The 20,322-nt window shown below is 71.8% G+C and carries 15 protein-coding genes and 1 pseudogene; 10 read left to right on the top strand and 6 right to left on the bottom strand.

Annotated elements, in window-relative coordinates:
• Positions 1 to 45: 45 nt before the first annotated feature.
• Both BL254_RS00050 and BL254_RS00055 read left to right on the top strand, forming a co-directional pair.
• The gene (locus BL254_RS00050) at positions 46 to 912 is read left to right on the top strand and encodes a purine-nucleoside phosphorylase (protein WP_076842162.1); all 867 of its coding nucleotides are present in this window, start codon (positions 46 to 48) and stop codon (positions 910 to 912) included.
• 121 nt (positions 913 to 1,033) lie between these two features.
• Positions 1,034 to 2,902, top strand: coding sequence for a phospho-sugar mutase (locus BL254_RS00055; RefSeq protein ID WP_076842163.1), 1,869 nt, complete (start codon positions 1,034 to 1,036; stop codon positions 2,900 to 2,902).
• Here the strand turns inward: BL254_RS00055 and upp are convergent, their stop codons facing one another.
• Complete coding sequence (upp, locus tag BL254_RS00060) at positions 2,903 to 3,526, bottom strand: uracil phosphoribosyltransferase (RefSeq protein ID WP_076842164.1); 624 nt, start codon at positions 3,524 to 3,526, stop codon at positions 2,903 to 2,905.
• Positions 3,527 to 3,605: 79 nt separating this feature from the next.
• Here upp and deoC point away from each other — a divergent pair, with 79 nt between their 5' ends.
• Positions 3,606 to 4,397, top strand: a complete 792-nt coding sequence (gene deoC, locus BL254_RS00065; RefSeq protein WP_254857640.1) for a deoxyribose-phosphate aldolase — start codon at positions 3,606 to 3,608, stop codon at positions 4,395 to 4,397.
• A 79-nt stretch (positions 4,398 to 4,476) separates the two neighbouring features.
• Here deoC and BL254_RS00070 read toward each other — a convergent pair whose 3' ends face one another.
• From BL254_RS00070 to BL254_RS00090, 5 genes and pseudogenes are all read right to left on the bottom strand, one after another.
• Entirely contained in the window at positions 4,477 to 4,854 is a 378-nt protein-coding gene (locus BL254_RS00070; RefSeq protein WP_139342098.1) for a hypothetical protein, read from the bottom strand.
• Between the two features lie 233 nt (positions 4,855 to 5,087).
• Positions 5,088 to 5,732 (bottom strand): DNA-3-methyladenine glycosylase I, encoded by a 645-nt coding sequence (locus tag BL254_RS00075; RefSeq protein WP_083730728.1) that lies wholly within the window; start codon positions 5,730 to 5,732, stop codon positions 5,088 to 5,090.
• Positions 5,725 to 6,816: an adenosine deaminase gene (locus tag BL254_RS00080; protein ID WP_076842167.1), complete on the bottom strand. Its 1,092-nt coding sequence runs from the start codon at positions 6,814 to 6,816 to the stop codon at positions 5,725 to 5,727. The genes BL254_RS00075 and BL254_RS00080 overlap by 8 nt, the downstream gene beginning before the upstream one ends.
• A gap of 261 nt (positions 6,817 to 7,077) precedes the next feature.
• On the bottom strand, positions 7,078 to 8,361 hold the full coding sequence (locus tag BL254_RS00085) for a thymidine phosphorylase (protein WP_076842168.1): 1,284 nt from the start codon (positions 8,359 to 8,361) through the stop codon (positions 7,078 to 7,080).
• Positions 8,362 to 8,519: 158 nt separating this feature from the next.
• Positions 8,520 to 8,975: pseudogene (locus BL254_RS00090) on the bottom strand (cytidine deaminase); the annotation flags it as partial.
• A gap of 400 nt (positions 8,976 to 9,375) precedes the next feature.
• Between BL254_RS00090 and BL254_RS00095 the strand changes: the two are divergent.
• From BL254_RS00095 to BL254_RS00125, 7 genes are all read left to right on the top strand, one after another.
• Positions 9,376 to 11,307, top strand: coding sequence for a hypothetical protein (locus tag BL254_RS00095; protein WP_139342099.1), 1,932 nt, complete (start codon positions 9,376 to 9,378; stop codon positions 11,305 to 11,307).
• Between the two features lie 235 nt (positions 11,308 to 11,542).
• Positions 11,543 to 13,933 carry a serine/threonine-protein kinase gene (locus BL254_RS00100; RefSeq protein ID WP_076842170.1) on the top strand — a complete coding sequence of 797 codons (2,391 nt, stop codon included), beginning with the start codon at positions 11,543 to 11,545 and terminating at the stop codon, positions 13,931 to 13,933.
• Positions 13,934 to 14,028: 95 nt separating this feature from the next.
• Complete coding sequence (locus BL254_RS00105; protein ID WP_076842180.1) at positions 14,029 to 16,014, top strand: serine/threonine-protein kinase; 1,986 nt, start codon at positions 14,029 to 14,031, stop codon at positions 16,012 to 16,014.
• Positions 16,015 to 16,415: 401 nt separating this feature from the next.
• Positions 16,416 to 16,811, top strand: a complete 396-nt coding sequence (sdhC, locus tag BL254_RS00110) for a succinate dehydrogenase, cytochrome b556 subunit (protein ID WP_013872480.1) — start codon at positions 16,416 to 16,418, stop codon at positions 16,809 to 16,811.
• The gene (locus tag BL254_RS00115) at positions 16,811 to 17,248 is read left to right on the top strand and encodes a succinate dehydrogenase hydrophobic membrane anchor subunit (RefSeq protein ID WP_076842171.1); all 438 of its coding nucleotides are present in this window, start codon (positions 16,811 to 16,813) and stop codon (positions 17,246 to 17,248) included. Before sdhC ends, BL254_RS00115 begins: the two co-directional genes overlap by 1 nt.
• A gap of 29 nt (positions 17,249 to 17,277) precedes the next feature.
• Positions 17,278 to 19,032 (top strand): succinate dehydrogenase flavoprotein subunit, encoded by a 1,755-nt coding sequence (gene sdhA / locus BL254_RS00120; RefSeq protein ID WP_076842172.1) that lies wholly within the window; start codon positions 17,278 to 17,280, stop codon positions 19,030 to 19,032.
• Positions 19,033 to 19,415: 383 nt separating this feature from the next.
• A complete protein-coding gene (locus BL254_RS00125) occupies positions 19,416 to 20,180 on the top strand; it encodes a succinate dehydrogenase iron-sulfur subunit (protein ID WP_076842173.1) in 765 nt (254 codons plus the stop codon).
• The last annotated feature ends 142 nt before the right edge of the window (positions 20,181 to 20,322 follow it).

The following is a 20,322-nucleotide window of genomic DNA, read 5'->3' on the forward strand; positions in this document are numbered from 1 at the left end:
CCGATGACGCACCGGGAGGCCGCGCCGGAAGGCTAGAGTCACCGCATGCGGGACACCACCGCCGCGCAGACGGCGACTGGCCCAGGCGCGCGGACGGCGGCCGACCCAGGCACACGGGCTGCCGCGGACGCGACAGCTGCCGCGGCCCAACTGGCCGAGATCACCGGTGTCGGGCGTCACGACGTCGCCGTCGTGCTCGGCAGCGGATGGCTGCCGGCCGCGGACGTGCTGGCCGCGGCCGGAACCGTGACCGGCGAAGTAGCCGTCACCGACCTTGCGGGCTTCCCGCCGCCGAGCGCCCCTGGTCACGCCGGGACGGTGCGCTCGGTCGCCCTTGGTGGGCGTCATCTCCTGCTGTTCCTCGGCCGGGTCCACGCCTACGAGGGCCATCATCCCCAGGTCGTCACCCACGGTGTCCGCACGGCCTGCGCCGCGGGCGTGTCCACCGTGGTGCTCACCAACGCCGCCGGGGGGCTGCGTGCGGACCACACGGTCGGCCAGCCCGTGCTGATCTCCGACCATCTGAATCTCACCGGCCGTTCGCCCCTGGTCGGACCGCGGTTCGTCGACCTCACCGACGCCTACTCACCGCGCCTGCGCGCACTGGCACGAACCRCCGACCCGGCCCTCACCGAAGGGGTCTACGCGGCGCTGCCCGGACCGCACTTCGAGACCCCGGCCGAGATCCGGATGCTGCGGACGCTCGGCGCGGACCTGGTCGGCATGTCGACCGTGCACGAGACGATCGCGGCGCGGGCCGAGGGCGCCGAGGTGCTGGCGCTGTCCCTGGTGACCAACCTTGCCGCCGGCATGACCGACGAGCCGATCGACCACACCGAGGTGCTGGCCGCCGGCGCCGAGGCGGCCGGACGCATGGGCGCGCTGCTCGCCTCGATCGTCACCAGGCTTTGAGCGGTGGAGGTGGACGCGCCCGCCGGCATGGCTACGCCCACCGGGATGGCCGTGTCCGCCAGCGGCGAAAGTGCCCATCGGCGACGAAAACGTCTGCCGGAGATGAATGTGCCCATCGGGGATGAGCATGTCGCCCGCCGGGGATGACGCGGGCCTCCCGGGCCTCCTGCTCGCCCGGGCCCGGCGGTGGATCGCCGACGACCCGTGGCCGCCCGACCGGGCCGAACTGACCGCCCTGGTCGACGCCGCGCACGCCACCGGTGACCTCGCGACCCTGTGTGAACGGTTCTCCGGCGCCCTGCGCTTCGGCACGGCCGGGCTTCGTGGGCCGCTTCGCGCTGGCCCGGCCGGGATGAACACCGCGGTCGTCCGGCGAACGGCGGCGGGCCTGGCCGCCTGGCTGCTCGCCCGGCAGGCCGGCCCGGGAGCGTCAGCGGACGGCGATCTCCCGGCTCCGCTGGTCGTCGTGGGCGCGGATGCCCGGCATGGCAGTGAACGGTTCGCCCTCGACAGTGTCCGGGTGCTCGCCGGGGCGGGAGTGCGGGCGGCTCTGCTGCCGGTCCCGGTGCCCACGCCGGTGCTGGCGTTCGCCGTCCGCCGGCTCGGCGCGGACGCCGGCATTATGGTCACCGCAAGTCACAATCCGGCGACCGACAACGGCTACAAGGTGTACCTGGGCGCGCCGCCCGGCGATCCGGCGAACGGGGCACAGATCGTCGCTCCCGTCGACAGCGAGATCGAGGCTGCGATCGACGCCGTCGGACCGGCCGCCTCCCTCCCCCTTGGTGACGGCTGGATCCACCTCGGCCCGGAGATCCACACCGCCTATGTGGCCGCGGCCGCGGCCACGCTGCGGCCGCCCGGCACCGGCACCACCGGCAGCCTCGCCGCGGGAGATCTGGCCGCAGGCGATCTCGCTGACCTGCGGGTGGCGTACACGCCGCTGCACGGTGTGGGCGCGGACACCCTGACCGCGGTGTTCACCCGTGCCGGCCTTGCCGCGCCGTTCGTGGTGGCCGAACAGGCCCGTCCCGACCCGGACTTCCCGACCGTCGCGTTCCCGAACCCGGAGGAACCCGGCGCGCTGGACCGGGTGCTCGCCCTCGGCCGAGCGGTGGACGCCGATGTCGTCATCGCCAACGACCCGGACGCCGACCGCTGCGCGGCCGCGGTCGGCAGCCGGGTCCTCACCGGCGACGAGGTCGGGTTGCTGCTCGCGGACGAGGTGCTGCGCGCCCGGCCCGGCCCGGTCGCCACGACGATCGTGAGCTCGGGCGCGCTGGCGACGCTCGCGACCGCACACGATGTCCCCTGCTTCGAGACCCTCACCGGCTTCAAATGGATCATGCGGGCGCACGCCGGCCTCGTCTTCGGCTACGAGGAGGCGCTCGGCTACGCGGTCGCGCCGACGCTCGTGCGCGACAAGGACGGGATCACCGCGGCCCTGGCGATCGCCGGGATCGCCGCGGCGGAGAAACGCCACGGCCGGACCCTGCTCGACCGGCTCGACGATCTCGTCCGCCGGTATGGCCTGCACGCCACCGCCCAGGTGTCCGTCCGGGTCACCGACAGCGCGCGGATCTCCGCCGTGATGGACGCGCTGCGCGCCGAGCCCCCGGCGAGGATCGGCACCGTCGACGTGCTCGACATCCACGACCTCGCCACCACACCCACCCCAGCCACCGGGCCTGCGCCGGCCGCCGCGCCCACGACAACAGGTATGCCCGCCCTCGCCGATGGGTCTGCCCGTACCGGCACGGCGGGGGACGAGGTGCCGTCCGCGGACGTAGTCATTTTTCGGCTGGCGGGCGGAGGGCGGGTGGTCGTCCGTCCCAGCGGCACCGAACCGAAGATCAAGGCCTACCTGGAAGTGACCGTCCCGGTCGAGCCCACGGCGGACGCCGACAGCCTCGCGCTCACCCGCCACGAGGCGGGCACCCGCCTGGCCACACTCGGCGACGCCGTCCGCCAGTTCCTCCTCGGCCGCTGATCAGACCGCGCCGAACTGGCGGTCGCCTGCGTCGCCGAGGCCAGGGACGATGAAGGCGTCGTCGTCCAGCCGTTCGTCGATGCAGGCGGTGACGATCCGCACGTCGAAATCGCCCGCGTCCAGCGCGGCGACCCCTTCGGGCGCGGCGAGCACGCAGACCAGGACCATGCCTTTCGCCCCACGCTCGGCCAGCAGGTTCAGGCAGTGCGCGGCTGATCCGCCGGTGGCGAGCATCGGGTCGAGGAGCAGCACGGGATAGTCGGCGAGGTTCGCCGGCAGTGACTCCAGGTAGGCGTGGGGCTGGAAGGTCCGCTCGTCCCGGGCCAGGCCGACGAAGCCGGTCCGGGYCTCGGGCAGCAGACCGAGGGCCGCCTCCAGCATCCCCAGCCCCGCCCGCAGGACCGGCACGACGATCGGCGCCGTGGCCAGCCGGCTGCCCACGGCCGGGGTGAGCGGGGTGGCCACGGTGTGCTGGACAGCCGGCAACTCCCGGGCGGCCTCGTAGATCAGCATTGTGGACAGCTCCCGCAGCGCCGCGCGGAACACCGGCGGCTGCGTCCCCCTGTCGCGCAGCACGGTCAGCCGCGCTGCCACCAGAGGATGTTCGACGACGTCGACCCGCACAACTGCCTCCCGCCGTCCAAGGGCCTTCACCTGGCCCGGTGGAACTCCGGCTGCCACTTCACCCGTAATGATGGACGCTATGACGAGCCTTCCAGCCGGAGCGGACCGTCCCGCCGGAACCGGTGGAACCGGTGGAACCGGTGCGACGGTGCCGGGCCCTCCCGCTGCCCCGCGCCGGTCCGAACTCGCCCGGATGATCGATCACACCCTGCTGCGCCCCGAGGCGACCGGGGAGGAAATCCTCGCGCTGTGCGGCGAGGCCACCGAGCTGGGCGTCGGCGCGGTATGTGTGGCGCCCACCCATGTCTACCTGGCCGCCGCCGCGGCCCGCCGGGGTCGGCCGAAGGACGAGCGGGCGGCGGCGGACGACCCGGCGTTCGCCGTGGCCTCGGTGATCGGGTTCCCGCACGGCACCCACCTGACGGCGGTCAAGGCGCAGGAGGCCCGCCGGGCGGTGGCCGACGGCGCGGACGAGATCGACCTGGTGATCGACCTGGCCTGCGCGATGGAGGAGAACTGGCGGTCGATCGAGACCGAGATAACCGAGGTGCGGCTGGCCGTCCCACCGCACGTGATCCTCAAAGTGATCATCGAGAGCGCGCTGCTGCCGGACGCCAGCATCACGGCGGCCTGCCGGGCCGCGGAGGCCGGTGGCGCGGAGTTCGTGAAGACCTCGACGGGTTTCCATCCGGCGGGCGGGGCGAGCCTGCGGGCGGTGCGGGCGATGGCGGCGGCGGTCGGCGGCAGGCTCGGGATCAAGGCCAGCGGGGGCATCCGTACCGCCGAACAGGCTCTCGCCTTCGTCGGCGCCGGCGCGACCAGGCTGGGCATGTCCGCCACCCGGGACGTGCTCGCCGGTGTCCCGGAGTAAGCGCCGGGTCCCGCGTCAGGGCCGCTGTCCCGGAGTAGCGCCACGGTCCCGTGTCAGGGCCGGTGCCCCGCGGCGGCGCCTACCGCTGGGCGGAGAGGGCCTTCTTCGCGGCGGTGAGGAACTTGGTGCCGGCCGCGGTCAGTTCGGCGGACTCGGCGCCGGCCTGCTGCTCCCAGGCGCCGTAGGTGTCGCCGGCCCGGTAGCCCCGCAGCACGTCGGTCAGCCGTCGCATGCACTCGACGGCGTCGTCGTAGTGACGGGTGACCGGGGCGGTCGGGCCGAATCTGACGCGCAGCCGCCCGTAGGCGGTCCGGGCCATTTCGTTCGCGTGGTTCCGGCGCTTCAGATATTCTATCGCCTCGTCGTCGCCATCCATGATTCCCCGGGACCACAGTGAAATACAGTAGGCAGTTACCAGCTGGGACCGGGTCAGCTGCTCGGCGGCGAAGTCCAACACGTCACGACATTCTTTCTGAACGGCGAGACGATGTGATCGTCGTGTTTCCATACGGCCGGAGAAAGCGGTGATTCCCGGCGCGCCGATGYCGGTGACGACAACACTGACAATCGCAAGTACCATCACGTCCGACATGATCAGCCATGGTAGCGGAGCGGCCCGGTGCGGCCGGTTCACGCGCGGCGCGGCCGGAGCGCGGAGAGGCTCGCAGACACCGGCGACGCGGGGGCCGGTCAGCCCCCCAAGCTCCTGACCGCGCAGGCCGCAAGGTGGTCGTTGACCAGACCACACGCCTGCATCAGCGCATACGCTGTCGTGGGGCCGACAAAGACGAAGCCGTGGGATTTCAGTTCCCGGGCCAGCGCCGCCGACTCGGCCGTGGCCGCCGGCAGGTCCGCCGTTACCAGCGGCACTGCCGTGGTCACGGGCCGGAACGACCAGATCAGTTCTTCGAACGACCCGTCCAGCGCCAGCAGCGCCCGGGCGTTGGTGATTGTCGCGAGAATCTTCCGGCGGTTGCGGATGATTCCCGCGTCCGCCACCAGCCGTTCGACGTCGGCCGGGCCGAAAGCCGCGACAGCCACCGGGTCGAAATCCGCGAACGCGGCCCGGAAGGCATCCCGTTTACGCAGGACGGTGAGCCAGGAAAGACCGGACTGGAACGCCTCCAGGCTGAGCCGTTCAAAAAGCCCGGCCCGGTCGCGGACCGGGCGTCCCCATTCGTCGTCGTGATAGAAGATGTATTCCGGCGCGGACAGCGCCCACGGGCAGCGCGGGCGCCCGTCCGGCCCGGTCACGGCACCGCCGGGCGCCCCGGCCCGCCCGGAGCCGGCGTCCGGGCCGGTTGGGGCGGACGGGTCGGGCTGCGGGTCACCCATCGCCGCACACCGGCGCGAACCCGGGCTTGATCACGTCGTTGATGAGCGTCAGCCGCTGGTCGAACGGGATGAACGCCGACTTCATCGCGTTCACCGTCAGCCAGCGGATGTCCGGCCATCCGTACCCGAAGGCGTCCACCAGCGCGGCGAACTCGCTCGACAGCGTCACCCCGCTCATCAACCGGTTGTCGGTGTTGACCGTCACCCGGAAGTGCAGCCTGCGCAGCAGGCCGATCGGATGCTCGGCGATGCTCGCGCACACGCCCGTGTCCACGTTGGATGTCGGGCACATCTCCAACGGCACGCGGACGTCCCGTACGTAGTTGGCCAGCTGCCCGAGGATCGCGTTCGCGTCGGCGTCGACGGTGATGTCGTCGGTGACCCGGACGCTGTGGCCGAGCCGGTCGGCGTTGCACCACTGCAGGGCCTCCCAGATGGACGGCAGCCCGAACGCCTCCCCGGCGTGGATCGTGTAGTGGCCGTTGGCCCGCTGCATGTACTGGAACGCGTCGAGGTGACGGGTCGGCGGGTAGCCGGCCTCGGCCCCGGCGATGTCGAAACCGACGACCCCCCGGTCCCGCCATCGGACGGCGGCCTCGGCGATCTCCAGCGAGCGGGCCGCGTGGCGCATCGCGGTCAGCAGGGCGCGGATCTTCAGCCCGGTACCGRCCGAGCCGGCCCGGAACCCGTCGATGACGGCCTCGATCACCGCATCGAGCGCCAGCCCCCGCTCGACGTGCAGCTCGGGGGCGAAACGGACCTCGGCGTAGACGACACCGTCGGCGGCAAGATCCTCGGCGCACTCGCGGGCGACCCGGGCGAGCGCGCCCGGGGTCTGCATCACCCCGACAGTGTGGCTGAACGTCTCCAGATAGCGCACAAGAGACCCGCTGTGGGCGCCGCCGCGGAACCAGGTCGCGAGCTTGTCCGCGTCGGTGGTGGGCAGYCCGCCGTAGCCCACCTCGTCCGCGAGCTCGACGACGGTCGCCGGCCGCAGCCCACCGTCGAGATGGTCGTGCAGCAGCACCTTGGGCACCCGCCGGATGGCCTCCAGCGTGGGCGGGGACGGCGCGGACACGGTCATCGTCCGAACATATATCCGAAGGCGCGGCCGTCCTCCCCAGGTCCTGTGCCCAGATGGTGAGCCGAACAGAGGATCTACCAGCGAATCCCGGCAACGGAGATCTACTCGGGGGAGCCACCCGGGAGAATCCACCAGAAAGAACCGAAACGGGCGGGGAACCGCGGAAAGATCTGTCGGCAGAAATCACCGGCGAAAACCATCGGTAGGTATCCGGGATGCCGGTGACCGGCATCCGCCAGCCAGCGCCTGCAGGTAGGCCGCCTACAGGTGGACGTGGGCGAGGACGAGCGGCTGGACGGACTGCGGCGTGTCCGCGATCTCGACGGCGTCGGCGAGCGCCGCCCGGGCGGTGGCCAGCCGGGCCGGGTCGTCGGTGTGCAGCTCCAGCAGCGGTGCCCCGGCGACGACCCGCTCACCGGGGCCGGCGAACCACCGCACACCCGCGACCGCCGACACCTCGTCGTCCTGGCGCGCCCGGCCCGCCCCCAGCCGCCAGGCCGCCAGGCCGACGGCGCGCGCGTCCAGCCGGCGCAGGAAACCGGTCGCGGGCGCGGGCAGCGTCTCGACGTGCCGGGCCACGGGCAGGGGCGCGTCCGGGTCGCCGCCCTGCGCGGTGACCATCCGTTGCCACACGTCGTGCGCCCGGCCCGCCGCGAGGACGTCCGCCGGGTCCGGGCCGCCGGCCAGCCCGGCGAGGGTGAGCATCCGCCTGGCCAGCGCGACCGTCACCTCGACCAGATCGGCCGGGCCGCCGCCGCGCAGGGCCGCCACCGCCTCGTCGACCTCGAGTGCGTTGCCGGCGGTCCGCCCCAGCGGGGTGTCCATGCCGGTCAGCAGCGCCTCCGTGCGCACCCCGGCCGCGTCACCCAGGGTGACCATGGTCTCGGCCAGCTCCCGGGCCGGCGCCTGGGCCGTCATGAAGGCGCCCGAGCCGACCTTGACGTCCAGCACCAGCGCGGACGTCCCCTCGGCGATCTTCTTGCTCATGATCGACGAGGCGATCAGCGGGATCGACTCGACCGTGCCGGTCACGTCCCGCAGCGCGTACAGCTTCCGGTCCGCCGGGGCCAGGCCGGCGCCCGCGGCGGCGATGACCCCGCCGACGTCGGTGAGCACCGACCGCATCCGCTCCGGGGCCAGCGAGGCCCGCCAGCCGGAGATGGCCGCCATCTTGTCCAGGGTCCCGCCGGTGTGGCCGAGCCCGCGGCCGGCGAGCTGCGGCACCGCCGCGCCACAGGCCACCACCAGCGGCACCAGGACCAGCGAGACCTTGTCGCCGACACCGCCGGTCGAGTGCTTGTCCACGGTCGGGCGGCCAAGCCCGGACAGGTCGAGCCGTTCGCCGCTGGCGACCATCGCCGCGGTCCACCGGGACAGCTCCGCCGGCCGCATGCCGCGCCACACCACGGCCATCAGATAGGACGCCATCTGCTCGTCGGGGACGGCGCCCGCCGTGTACGAGCTGATCAGCCAGTCCACGGCCGCGTCGGGCAGCCGGCCGCCGTCCCGCTTCGTCCGGATCAGGTCGACGACGTGAAAAGTCACCGAAAGTCACCATCGTCCTGGCCTGTGCCGGCGTCCCGTCCGGTCTCTGCGCCTGTACCGGTGGCGCGGGTAGCGGGCGGTGGCAGGTCGGTGGATGGCAGGTCGGTGGATGGCAGGTCGGTGGATGGCAGGTCGGTGGATGGCAGGTCGGTGGATGGCAGGTCGGCGGGGCCGAAGGCGTCCGGCAACAGATCCGCCAGCCGGCGCGGGCCACCGGCCGTCGCCACGAGGAGATCCGGGCCGCCGTGCTCGTACAGCAACTGTCGGCAGCGGCCACAGGGCAGCACCGGCGCACCGGTGCCGGTCACGCAGACGAACGCCACCAGCCGGCCGCCGCCTGCGGTGTGCAGAGCGCCCACCAGCACGCATTCAGCACACAGCGTGAGACCGTAGGAGACGTTCTCGACGTTGCAGCCCACGACCAGTCTGCCGTCGTCCACCACGGCGGCGGCACCAACATGCAACCGTGAGTACGGGGCGTACGCACGGGCCGCCACCCGGGCCGCCTCGGCCCGCAGCCACCGCCAGTCGACGGCATCCACCGCGGACGCGCCCGCGGGACCAGCTCCGGTGCCGCCCGCGGGACCACCCCCAGGAGCGCTTCCTGCTGCCATGCGACACCTCCCGGAGGCCTGGACCCGTTCCCGGGTGACAGCGCACAGTCCAGCATGCCCCACCCGGACGCCCCGGGAAGCCGACTCCCGGCCGTGCGGAGAAACACACTCGCGGCCCAGGCCTGCCCGGCGCTCGCCGGCCCGGGCCGCCGGCCACGCGGGAAACATGATCGCTACTGCCGGCCCGCCGGTCACAGGGCTCCCGGTGTCGAGGACGGCGCTTCTCCGGACGGCGACTGTCCGGACGGCGACTGTCGGACCTGCGGTGACAGCGACTGATGTAATGCTGCTGATTCGCAGAGTAAGAACGGTCGCGGACAGAGCGTTCGATCGACAAACGACGCCCTGATAAACGGACGGTATGGCCGCGCTCACACGTTGTCGGCCACAGGAGGACGCGTTGGATCCCGCCGACACGGACACGCCTGCGACCGGGGAGAAAGCCACGCCGCTGACCGTCCGCCGGGCCGCGCCCGCCCCAGAGCCCGGCGCAACGCCGGTCACGGAGCCGGTCACGGAGCCGGCCGCAGCCGGCGGTACGGCCGTCCGCGGGCGGCGGCGCGGGCGCCTCCGGACGCACACCCTGATCGGGTCGAGCTATCTCCTGCTGGCCCTGTTGCTGACCGCCCGGGTGTGGTCCGACCCGACCCGGAACATCATCGCCGGTAACCCGAACGACACCTCCCTGTACTGCTGGTGGCTGGCGCACACCGCGCACGCCGTCACGAACCTGTCGAACCCCTTCGTCACGCACCTGGCGAACGCGCCGGAGGGGATAAACGCGCTGTGGAACACGTCCGTACTGGTCCCCGGCCTGCTGCTGACGCCGGTGACCCGGGCCGCCGGACCGGTGGCCTCCTACAACCTGCTCGTCATGCTGGCGTTCTCGCTGTCCGCGTTCAGCGCCTACCTGCTCGCGCGGAAACTGCGGGTGCGTACCGCGGCGGCCTACGTGGCCGGGCTCGTCTACGGTTTCTCGCCGGCGCTCGTCGCGGCCGGGACGGGGCATCTCAGCCTGGCACTGGCGCCGGCCGTACCGTTGCTGCTCGGCCTTGTCGTGGACGCCGTCCGGGGGACGCACCGGCCGGCACGGACCGGCGTACCGCTCGGCGTCGGCGCCGGCCTGCAACTGCTGACCGGCGAAGAGGTGCTGTTCATCACCGCGGTGACGGCCGCCGTCGGGATCGTCCTGCTGCTGGTGAGCCGGCCGGGGTACCTCCGCCTGACCGGCGGGCCGCTGCGCACGTTCGCGATCGCCTTCCTGACCTGCCTGGCGCTGACCGCGGTGCCGCTGGGCATCCAGTTCCTCGGGTCGTTGCGGGCCCACGGCAGCCCGTTCCTGGCGAACTTCTTCAAGAGCGATCTGACCGGCCTGTACGTCCCCTCCGAACGCCAGTGGCTCGCGACATCCGCGCAGAGCGCGCGGGCGGCCGAGTTCCCCGGCGGTGCGCCGGAGTACATGAGCTTCCTCGGCTGGCCCCTGCTGAGCGTGTGCGTGTGCGCCGTCGTCCTGGGCTTTCGCGACCTGCGGATACGGATAGCCGGGCTCACCGGCGCGGTGCTGGCGGTCCTCTCCCTGGGCGAGACGCTGCTGGTCAACAACGTGGAGACGGGCCTGCGGCTGCCCTGGGGCCTGGTCGCCGGCCTGCCGGTCTTCGATGCCGCCCTGCCGAACCGGTTCTCCCTCGGCACCGCTCTGATGGCCGGGCTCGTGCTCGCCTGCGCCCTGGACCGCCTGCCTGCCCGGCTCGCCGCCGCCGGTGTCCCGGCGACTGCCCGGCTCGCAGCTGCCGGTGTCCCGGCGACTGCCCGGCTCGCAGCTGCCGGTGTCCCGGCAGCGGTGGCCCTTGCCGTGGCCTGCGTGCTCCCACTGATTCCTCGGCCGTACACCGTCGAACGCTCACCCGACGTGCCCGCGTTCTTCACCACCGACGCCGTGAAAACCCTTCCGGCCGGCTCCAACGGGCTTCTCCTGCCCTATCCGACCGGGTTGCGGGCAACCGCGATGTCCTGGCAGACCGCGGCGGACTTCCATTTCTCGATGCCGGGCGGCTACTTCATCGGTCCGGGCCACGACGGGAAGGCCTACATGGGCGGAAAAAAGCCGACGGTGACAGCTCAGTTACTTGACGACATCGAAAGCGGCAGCTTCACCGGTCCGGTGGCCCCGGCACAGATCGCCCGAAGCCGCGCCGACTTCGCCGAGCTCGGTGTGCGCGCGGTCGTGCTCGGCCCGGCAAGGCACCGGGACGGCCTGCGCGACACGGTGACGTCGCTGACCGGGCAGCCGCCGGAGCTCACCGGTGGCGTGTACGTCTGGCGCCTTCCGTGACACCCCGCGCTGGACGTCCTCTGCTGGATAGCTCGTGGCGCCGGTATACAACGCGCCCTGAACCGGTGCGGTCGACGTGTGATGAAGTAGGCCGAGCGACGTCCACGGGCGATGTCCACGAGTACGGGCAATGTCCACGGGCGAAGTCCACGGGCGAAGCCCACGAGCGAAGTCCACGGGCAATGTCCAGGGGCAATGTCCACGAGCAAAGTCCACGAGGAGGTGGGACGGCCGGATGCCGCTCGAACGCCACCCGACGTCGAAAACCGGACAGGAACCGGATTCCGGCCAGCTCGTAGCGGGTCGTTACCGGCTCGGCGCCGAACTCGGCCGCGGCGGTTTCGGTGTGGTGTACGCGGCCACCGACGAACTGCTGCGGCGGGACGTCGCCGTCAAGGAGATCCGCCTCCCACCGTCGATCTCCGCCGACGAGCGGGCGATCCTGCGCCAGCGGGTGCTGCGCGAGGCGCGCTCGGCCGGCCGGGTCCAACATCCCGGGCTCGTCCCGGTCTTCGACGTGCTCGAGGCGGACGGCCGCCCGTGGATCGTCATGGAGCTCGTGGAAGGCCGCTCCCTGGCAGAGATCATCTACGACGAGGGCCCGCTGCCGCGTGAGCGGGTGGCCCGGATCGGCATCAGCCTCGCCTACGCCCTGGAGGCCGCGCACCGGACCGGGATCGTCCACCGGGACGTCAAACCGGCGAACGTCCTGATCAGCGCGGACCGGCGCGCCCGGCTGACGGACTTCGGCATCGCGTTGTCCGCCGGGGATCCGACCCTGACCCGCACCGGCATCCTGCTCGGCTCACCGTCCTACATCGCCCCGGAACGGGCTCGTGGGGAGGCCGGCGGCCCGGGCAGCGACATCTGGGCGCTGGGCGCGACCCTGTTCACCGCGGTCGAGGGTGGCACGCCCTACGAGCGCGACAGCGCCATCGCGACGCTGACGGCGATCGTCGAGGGCAGACGCCATCCCTTCCGGTTGGCCGGGGCCCTCGCGCCGATTCTCGCCGACCTCCTGGCGGTGCAGCCCGCTGACCGCCCGTCGCTGTCCCTGACCCGGCGACGGCTGCGGAAGGTCAGCGAACGGGAGGCCTCCCGGCGGCTGCCGGGCACCCGCGCGGGCCGTACCGACCGTGAGCGTCCGCCGCGGGCACCGGCGGGCCGCACCGGCGCCGCGCCCGGCACGATCCCGGCGGGCACCGTCCCCGCTGGAGAGGATCCGGCGCGTACGACCGGGGCGGACGACCCGGTGGGCGCGACACCGGCCTCCACCAGCGGCCCCGCCGCTGGCAGCCCCGCGGCCGGCGGCGGCACCCCGCCGGCCGGCGGCACTGCCCCTGCCGGTGACGCCACGCCCGACAGCACCGAAGCCGGTCACCAGCGGGCCGGCCGTCCCGTCGACACCCCGGCACTCGACATCCCGACGCTGGACGCCCCGGCTCCCGACATCCAGGCGGCGGTAAGCGCCGCGGCCGCCGCCCGGCAGCCGGCCGCGCCCCCTGCCGGGGAACCGGCCACGTCCCCTACCGGGAAAACCGAGGAGCCGGCCACGCCGCCGGCCCACACCCGGCAGCAGGCTCCCCCCGCACGCTCCGGGCCAGCGAAAACAGCGGCCGAACCGACCGGGACGGCCACCCCGCCGGCCGGCCTCCAGGGTCAGCTTCCCGCCGCGCGTCCCGGACCAGCGAAGACATCCGAACCGGCTGAACCGGCCGGGACGGTCAGTTCAGCGGCAACGCCGGGAACAGCCGCGGCGGCAGCAACCGCCGGAGCGGCTCAGACGCCCGGGTCCGTCCGGACGGCCAGGACGACCACGGCCGCCGAGCCGGGCGAGCCAGGCGGGCCGGGCGTCGCGGGGCCGACGGGCGCCGTGGCGGCCGACCGGCCCAACCGCCGGCGCCTCGGCGTGATCGCCGCGGTCCTCGCGGCGGTGCTGGCGGGTACGGTCATCGTCCTCGCCGCGGCGCTGACATCGGATCCGGACCGGCCAGGGGCGGGCCGGCTGCCGGCCGCGGCCGCGACCGGCCAGGGGGCCTCGGGCGGGACCACCACGGGCCAGGCCACTCCCACGATCACCGGCCCGCCGACCTCCGCCCAGGCGTCACCTGGCGCGAGCATCAAGGCTGCCACGGTCACAGCCGATCCGGGGGTGGCCCCGCTGGACAGCACGCCAGCGCCCCCGCCACCGGGCTGGCGTACCTACTCCGGCCCGTCGGGCTGGTCGATCGCCTATCCGGAGGGCTGGRAGGAACGGCCCGCGCCCGGAAACGAAGGGCGAAACTTCACCAATCCGCAAACCGGCGCCTACCTGCACATCGACATCACCCAGCAGGCCAATCCGTCCGCGCTGGCGGACTGGACGGCGCACGAGGACGGTCTGAGCGCCCAGGTGCCCGACTACCGACGAGTGAAGATCGCACCGAGTGACGGCGGGGACGGGGCAATGCAGGCAGACTGGGAGTTCACGTACACATCAGGCGGAAAGACGGTGCACGTTCTCAATCGAGGATTTGTGCGCAATGGCCAYGGCTACGCGTTGTACTGGCGTACCGCGGACTCCCGCTGGGAAATGGACCTTCCGTTGATGTGGCAACTTTTCTCGACGTTCCGGCCCGGCCCCTGACCGTCTTCCGGGCCGATGTCCGACCATGCGCGCCGGGCCAGGCCAGATGAGGGCTGTCTGCACGTCCGGCCGTGCATCTGCAAGACTTGACGGTGATGGCCAGATCGGCACCGCCGCCCGGAGACCCCGCGCGCCACAACACACCCCGATATGTATCTCAGCGTTACCGTCTGGATACTCCAATCGGACGAGGTGGCGCCGGTGTCGTCTGGTGCGGTGAGGACGAGCTTCTCCAACGCCCGGTCGCGGTCAAAGAAATTCTGATTCCGCACACCGGCTCACAGGTCGAGCGCGACGGGCTGCGAGCGAGGGTGCTGCGGGAGGCCCGCGCCCTCGCCCGGCTGAACAGCCCGGCCATAGTCTCCGTCTACGACGTGGTCGAGGAGGCCGAGCGCCACTGGATCGTCATGGAACTGGTGGACGCCGACAGCCTCGGCGAGGTCATCCGTGCCGAGGGGCCGCTGCCGCCCGACCAGGTGGCGGCCATCGGGCTGACACTCACCGAAGCGCTCGCCGCCGCCCACTCGGCGGGCGTGCTGCACCGCGACATCAAGCCCGGCAACGTGCTGCTCGGCCGGGACGGCCACGTCCGGCTGACCGACTTCGGCATCGCGGCCACCGAAGGCGACGCGACTCTCACCGGCACGGGTGCGCTCGTCGGCTCCCCCGCCTACATCGCCCCGGAACGGGTGCGTGGCTCCTCCGGCACCCCCGCGAGTGACCTGTGGGGGCTGGGTGCCACGTTGTACGCGGCGGTGGAGGGGCAGCCACCGTTCGAGGGGCCGGAGACCTACGCCGTTCTGACCGCTGTGGTGGAGGGGCGCCGGCGCCCGTTCCAGCTCGCCGGCCCCCTGCGCGGCCTGCTCGGCGACCTGCTTGACCGGCCGGCCGAGAGCAGGCCGGACGTGGCCGAGGTACGTCGGCGGCTGCGCCCGATCGCGGGCGGGGCCGTGCCCGTGCCGGCTTCGGTCACCGGACCCGACGCGGAACCGGTGACCGAAGCGGTGGCGGACACGGCGAGGAAGTCCGGCCCCGGGCTCGCGGTGGGTGCCGTGGAGCACGCCAGCGGCGATCCGGCATCCGGCGGGGACGCGCGGGCCCGCGGCCCGCGGGTAACTCCTCCCGTCACCGGCGCGCCCACGGCCGACCCGGCGACCGTGGACCGGTCGGTGGGCGGCCCGGCCGAGGATGGCGGCGCGGTGGCCGGCGGCGCGGCCGAGGATCCGACCGAGGCCGGGACGCTGGTCGCCAGGAGGACGGCCGCCGCCGCGACGGTGGGAACGGACGCGCCGAGCACCGGCCGGGCGGTCAGCGCCCCGGCGGCGTCCGCGCGGCGTGACCGTGCTGGCAGTCCTGAGGAGCCGGCGACCGCGGTGGCGGTCCGGACGCGTGCCGGCGGCGCCCCGCTGCTGGACACCTCGGCCGCAACCACCCTGGCCGGCAACCGGTTCACCCCGCCCCCGTTCGACTTCGGCGGGTACGGCGTCGGCAGCCAGGACGACCCCGATGACGGTCTGCTACCGGTTACCAGCAGTGCCGTGGGTAGCCCGCCCGGCAACAGCACAACTCATGATCACCTGGGAAGCGGACGAACGTCAACCGGCTGGTGGCGTGACAGAACTCCCCTGCACCGCGGTGCGCTCGCGGCGGTGGCCGCGTCCGTGGTCATATGTGTGGCGCTCGTGATCGGTACGGTGCTCCGCTCAGGTCCCGAGACCGACGTGCAGTTGCAGCCTGGCGGGGGCACCAGCCCGTCGGCGAGCGGGGTCGCCGGGCAGCGCAGCGTCAACCCCTCCGCGCTCACGTCCAGCCTGAAAGCCCCGGTGGGGGTGGACAGGATCCCCACCTCCCGCCCATCGTCACCGCCCGTAGCAAGCACACCGGCCGAGCCGCCGCCTACCGCGACCGAGCCGCCGCCCGTGACCCCCTCGCCGACGCAGGTGGGCGCGAGCCCGACCACTCCGGCCCCGCCAACGAGCCCGCCCCCCAGGACGCCAACGCAGGAACCATCGACGCCGCCCACCGAGCCCCCGCCCCCTCCGCCGTCCGGCGGAGCACCGCCGCCTGCCGGAGGGGCCTGATGTCACGATGCCGCGCCTCCGGCAGAGGCCCCTGACGGCGAGGCCCCTTACCCTTCAGAGCGCTTCGTCACACAATGAAGACGATCACTATCTGTGACATACCTCACCTAAGTGTCACGGAAGCCRGCATGCCCCGCCAGGAGGCCAGCACTAGCATCGGGTGCACACAAACCGTCGTCCACATCATGATGTCTCCGGGTGCCCTGGTTCCTCGGTGACGCGAGCTGCCTGCCCGTCAGATCACTGCCCGGATCATCGGCTCGAGCGCGGCCCCCTGTGCCACGCTCGTGAACTGGCGGGGCCATGACAGCCGTGTCATCTTTGGCCGGACAAGCCACCATGAGTCATCGGACGGATCATCAGGACCAGCCTGTCGGAAGGCCGGTCCGGAGGAGCTTTCAGTGCCGAAGGCACCAGCGGGCACGCTCTACCGCGGCCGCGAGGGTATGTGGTCCTGGGTTGCTCACAGGATCACGGGCGTACTGATCTTTTTCTTCCTGTTCGCCCACGTCCTGGACACCGCGCTGGTGCGGGTGTCCCCATCGTCCTACGACACCGTGATCGCGACGTACAAGAACCCGGTCGTGAACCTGCTGGAGGTGGGGCTGGTAGCGGCGGTTCTCTTCCACGCGCTCAACGGGATCCGGATCGTGCTGATCGACTTCTGGGCGTCCGGCCCCCGTTTCCAGCGCCAGATGCTGTACACCGAGATCGTACTGTGGGTCATCCTGGTCGTTCCAGGCACCTTCTACATGCTGAAACACACGGTCGAGACCCTGTTCGGGAGCGCGTCCTGATGGCGACAACGATCGACGGCGCGGCCACCCCGGCCATCGAGGCTCCGCGCAGCCCACAACGCCGGCCCGTACGCACCAAGGCGCGGACGAACTTCGAGYTCTACGCGTGGCTGTTCATGCGGGTCTCCGGCATCCTGCTGGTCTTCCTGGTGCTCGGTCACCTGTTCATCATGAACATTCTTGACGGCGGTGTGCAGCGGATCGGCTTCGGTTTCGTCGCGGGCCGCTGGGCCTCGCCGTTCTGGCGGACCTGGGACCTGCTCATGCTCGTCCTCGCCGAGCTGCACGGGACCAACGGCCTACGCACCGTCATCAACGACTATGCCGAGCGGCCACAGACMCGGTTCTGGCTGAAGATGTTGCTGTACGTGTCGGCGTTCCTGGTGATCTCCCTGGGATCACTGGTCATCTTCACGTTCGACCCGAACATCTCCTGATAGCGCCTGGGAAGGCGGAGGTCCAAGCGGTGCAGATTCACAAGTTCGACACGGTCATCGTGGGTGCCGGCGGCGCGGGCATGCGCGCGGCACTCGAATCCGGCAAGCGGTGTCGCACCGCCKTGCTGACCAAGCTGTATCCCACCCGCTCCCACACCGGCGCGGCGCAGGGCGGCATGTGCGCGGCCCTGGCCAACGTCGAGGAGGACAACTGGGAATGGCACACCTTTGACACGATCAAAGGTGGTGACTATCTCGTCGACCAGGACGCCGCCGAGGTCATGTGCAAGGAGGCCATCGACGCGGTCCTCGACCTGGAGAAGATGGGCCTGCCGTTCAACCGGACCCCCGAGGGCCGCATCGACCAGCGTCGTTTCGGCGGCCACACCCGCGACCACGGCAAGGCGCCCGTCCGCCGCTCGTGCTATGCYGCCGACCGCACCGGCCACATGATCCTGCAGACCCTCTACCAGCAGTGCGTCAAGCACGACATCGAGTTCTACAACGAGTTCTACGTGCTGGATCTGCTGCTGAACGGCGGTGTCGCCGCCGGTGTGGTCGCCTACGAGCTGGCCACCGGCGAGGTGCACGTCTTCCAGGCCAAGTCCGTGGTGTTCGCCACCGGCGGTTTCGGCAAGGTCTTCAAGGTCACCTCGAACGCGCACACGCTCACCGGCGACGGCATGGGCATCATCTTCCGGCGCGGGCTGCCCCTGGAGGACCTGGAGTTCTACCAGTTCCACCCGACCGGTATCTGGAAGATGGGCATCCTGCTCACCGAGGGTGCCCGCGGTGAGGGCGGCATCCTGCGCAACAAGGACGGCGAGCGCTTCATGGAGCGCTACGCGCCGACCATCAAGGACCTCGCCCCCCGGGACATGGTGGCCCGGGCCATCTACACCGAGATCCGTGCCGGTCGCGGCTGTGGCGTCGACGGCGACCACGTCTACCTCGACCTGACGCACCTGCCCCCGGAGCAGCTCGACGCGAAGCTCCCGGACATCACCGAGTTCGCCCGTACCTACCTGGGCATCGAGCCCTACACGGACCCGATCCCGATCCAGCCGACCGCCCACTACGCCATGGGCGGCGTCCCGACGAACATCAACGCCGAGGTGCTGCGGAACAACACCGACATCGTCCCGGGGCTCTACGCCGCGGGCGAGGTGGCGTGCGTCTCCGTGCACGGCGCGAACCGGCTCGGCACCAACTCGCTGCTGGACATCAACGTCTTCGGCCGTCGCGCCGGCATCGCCGCGGCGGCGCACGCGAACGAGGTCCCCACCCACGCCGAGCTCCCGGACGATCCCGCCGGCTTCGTCGAAGGCCTGCTCAGCCGGCTGCGCGACGGCAGCGGGACGCAGAACGTGGCAGCGATCCGCCGTGAGCTCCAGGAGACGATGGACGTCAACGCGTCGGTCTACCGGACCGAGGCGACCCTGAAGCAGGCGGTCGGCGACATCGCCGGGCTCAAGGCCCGTTACCAGAACGTCGGCGTCACCGACCGGGGCCGCCGCTACAACACCGAACTGCTGGAGGCGGTCGAGCTGGGCTTCCTGCTCGACCTCGCCGAATGCCTGGTCACCAGTGCCCTGGCCCGCAACGAGTCCCGAGGGGGGCACTCCCGCGAGGACTACCCCAACCGCGACGACGTGAACTTCCTGCGGCACACCATGGCCTACCGCTCCGGGCCGCTGGCCGCCGCCTCACCCGACTCGGAGATCCGGCTGGACTACAAGCCGGTGGCGATGACCCGCTACCAGCCCATGGAACGCAAGTACTGACCGCTACCAACCGCGCGCCGGGTGGCGGGCGGTCCTGGCGGGACCCGGCCCCGGTGCTCGGGACCCCGCCAGGATCTGGCCGGCCACCCGTTCCGCGCGGTGATGCCGCTGCCTCGACGACCGTGGGAAAACGCGGGAGGGTACTCGGGGTGGCAGCCGCGGGAAGACGGCTGAAAAGAGACAGGAAGACGTCGTAAGGGTGCTGGTCAGCACGGCCACCCGTACCCGCACCAGCGTGCCCCGGCACTCCCGGACGGCGGCCACGATCCCGGGCCCGGTATTCCTCCGGGCTCGGGGAGCGAGGCACCGACGGTCGGGAGACCGGCGGCACGGTCTATGATTTGCCGACCCGCCTTGTGGGTCCGATGTGAGAAAGGTCCGGCGTGACTGTCACAGACGATCTATCAACCACTGTACCGGCCGGCGCCAGTCCCAGTACCTCGGATGGGCGGACCATCACGCTGAAGATCAGGCGCTACAACCCCGAGGAGAGCGACAAGGCGTACTGGCAGAGCTTCGCGGTTCCCTTCGTCCCCAGCGACCGACTGCTGGACGCCCTGCACTACGTCAAGTGGAACCTCGACGGCTCGCTGTCCTTCCGGCGCTCGTGCGCGCACGGCGTGTGCGGCTCGGACGCCATGCGGATCAACGGCGCGAACCGGCTCGCCTGCAAGGTGCTGGTCAAGGACCTCGGCTCGRAAATCTCGATCGAGCCCATCAAGGGGCTCCCGGTCGAGAAGGACCTCATCGTCAACATGGAGCCGTTCTTCGACGCGTTCCGTGCGGTCAAGCCCTACCTCATTCCCGAGGGGCACGAGCCGACCAAGGAACGGCTGCAGTCCGCCGCCGACCGGGAACGTTTCGACGACACCACCAAGTGCATCCTGTGCGCGGCCTGCACCACGTCCTGTCCGGTGTTCTGGAACGACGGCGACTACTTCGGGCCGGCCGCCATCGTGGCCGCGCACCGCTTCATCTTCGACAGCCGGGACGCCGCCAGCGACGAACGCCTGGAGATCCTCAACGAGCGCGAAGGCGTCTGGCGCTGCCGGACGACGTTCAACTGCTCGAACGCGTGCCCGCGTGGCATCCAGGTCACCAAGGCCATCGCGGAGGTCAAGCGTGCGCTGATCTTCCGGCGCATATAACGCGGGCGCGGCTGGCGATCCGGTGGTGCGGTGACCACGTATCTTCACCGGGACTCCCGACGCCGCGGTCACAACGATCACATGGCCCGGACCCGGCCGATGGCACTGGCCACCGTGCCGGCCGACGCGTGACACGGCCCGC

Origin of the sequence: Protofrankia sp. BMG5.30, from assembly GCF_001983005.1 — a bacterium.
In the GTDB taxonomy this organism is placed as follows: Bacteria; Actinomycetota; Actinomycetes; order Frankiales; family Frankiaceae; genus Protofrankia; species Protofrankia coriariae.